This is a genomic window from Flavobacterium sp. (assembly GCF_030146175.1).
GTDB lineage: Bacteria > Bacteroidota > Bacteroidia > Flavobacteriales > Flavobacteriaceae > Flavobacterium.
The window spans coordinates 1-2,604 of the sequence record NZ_JASLCE010000148.1 but is presented as its reverse complement, the minus strand read 5'-3'; the positions used below and the strand labels follow the sequence as shown (position 1 = coordinate 2,604).

Annotated in this window: 1 pseudogene; it reads left to right on the top strand. The window is 44.1% G+C overall.

From position 1 onward, the window contains the following. A pseudogene (locus tag Q1R07_RS15990) lies at positions 1-2,604 on the top strand (hypothetical protein); the annotation flags it as partial.

Below are 2,604 nucleotides of genomic sequence, written 5' to 3'. Positions count from 1 at the left end.
AACCGTCTGCATTAACTTCTACTGCATCGATGACTACTGTTGCTTGTAACGGTGGATCAAATGGTGTTGCTTCAATTAACGTTTCAGGGGGTACTGCTCCTTATACGTATTCATGGGCTCCATCTGGAGGTACCGCAGCAACCGCTTCAGGTTTAGCTGTAGGTGTTTATACGGTTACTGTTACCGATGCTAATGCTTGTACTTTAACAAGATCATTTACAATTACACAACCGTCTGCTATGACAGCTGCTACTTCGTTTACAACTGTTACCTGTAACGGTGGTACAAACGGTACAGCTACAGTTAACGTTTCCGGTGGTACACCAGGATATACGTATTCTTGGGCTCCGTCTGGAGGTACAGCTGCAACCGCTACTGGTTTAGCGGCAGGTACTTATACTTGTACGATTACCGATGCTAATGCATGTACTTTAACAAGAACATTTACGATTACACAACCGGCAGCTTTAACAGCTACAACTTCATCTACAAATGTTTCTTGTAACGGTGGTACTAATGGTACAGCAACTGTAACGCCTTCTGGTGGTACAGGACCTTACACCTATTCATGGGCTCCAACAGGTGGTACAGCAGCTACAGCTACTGGTTTAGCTGTAGGAACTTATACAGTTACCATTACGGATGCCAATACTTGTCAAATCACAAGATCGGTTACTATTACACAGCCAACTGCTTTAACTTCTACTGCATCGATGACTACTGTTTCTTGTAACGGTGGATCAAATGGTGTAGCTACGGTTAACGTTTCTGGTGGTACAGCTCCATATACGTACTCATGGGCTCCTTCAGGAGGTACAGCAGCAACCGCTTCTGGTTTAGCTGTAGGTACTTATACGGTTACTGTTACCGATGCTAATGCGTGTACTTTAACAAGATCATTTACCATTACACAACCGACAGCTTTAACTTCTACTGCATCGATGACTACTGTTTCTTGTAACGGTGGATCAAATGGTGTAGCTTCAGTTAATGTTTCTGGTGGTACAGCTCCATATACCTATTCATGGGCTCCATCTGGTGGTACAGCTGCAACCGCTTCTGGTTTAGTGGCAGGTACTTATACGGTTACTGTTACTGATGCTAATGCATGTACTTTAACAAGAACATTTACTGTTACTCAGCCAACGGCTATGACAGCTACTTCATCGTTTACTACTGTTTCTTGTAATGGTGGATCAAACGGTACAGCTACTGTTAACGTTACCGGTGGTACGCCAGGATATACGTATTCATGGGCTCCATCTGGTGGTACAGCTGCAACAGCTACTGGTTTAGTGGCAGGTACTTATACATGTACAATTACCGATGCTAATGCATGTACTTTAACAAGAACATTTACGATTACGCAACCGGCTCCATTTACAGCTACAACTTCATCTACAAATGTTTCTTGTAATGGTGGTACTAATGGTACAGCAACTGTAACGCCTTCTGGTGGTACAGGACCTTACACGTATTCATGGGCTCCTTCTGGTGGTACAGCAGCAACCGCTACTGGTTTAGCAGTAGGAACTTATACGGTTACCATTACGGATGCTAACGCATGTAGTATTACAAGATCGGTTACTATTACACAGCCGACAGCTTTAACTTCAACTGCATCGATGACTACTGTTTCTTGTAACGGTGGATCAAATGGTGTTGCTACGGTTAACGTTTCGGGTGGTACAGCTCCTTATACCTATTCATGGGCTCCATCTGGAGGTACAGCAGCAACCGCTTCTGGTTTAGCTGTAGGTACTTATACGGTTACTGTTACCGATGCGAATGCGTGTACTTTAACAAGATCATTTACAATCACACAGCCAACGGCTATGACAGCTACTTCATCGTTTACTACTGTTTCTTGTAATGGTGGTACTAACGGTACGGCTACTGTTAACGTTACAGGTGGTACTCCAGGATATACGTATTCATGGGCTCCATCTGGAGGTACAGCAGCTACAGCTACTGGTTTAGCAGCAGGTACTTATACGGTTACTGTTACAGATGCTAATGCATGTACAATAACAAGAACATTTACAATCACACAACCGTCTGCTTTAACAGCTACAACTTCATCTACAAATGTTGCTTGTAACAGTGGATCAAACGGTACGGCTTCAGTGACTGCTTCAGGAGGAACAGGACCTTACACTTACTCATGGGCTCCTTCAGGAGGTACTGCTGCAACAGCTACAGGTTTAGTAGCAGGTACTTATACGGTTACTATTACTGATGCCAATACTTGTCAGATCACAAGATCAGTTACTATTACACAACCAACTGCTTTAGTGGCTACAGCTTCGGCTCAAACTAACGTTGCTTGTAATGGTGGTGCTAACGGTTCGGCTACTGTTGCCGTAACTGGTGGAACAGGTGCTTACACTTATGTTTGGGCTCCAACAGGAGGTACTGCTGCTACCGCTACAGGATTAACAGCAGGAACTTACACAGTTACTGTTACTGATGCGAATGCATGTACAACTACACAGTCATTCACTATTACACAGCCAACTGCTTTAGTGGCTACCGCTTCGGCTCAAACTAACGTTTCTTGTAACGGTGGTACTAACGCTTCGGCTACTGTTGCCGTAACTGGTG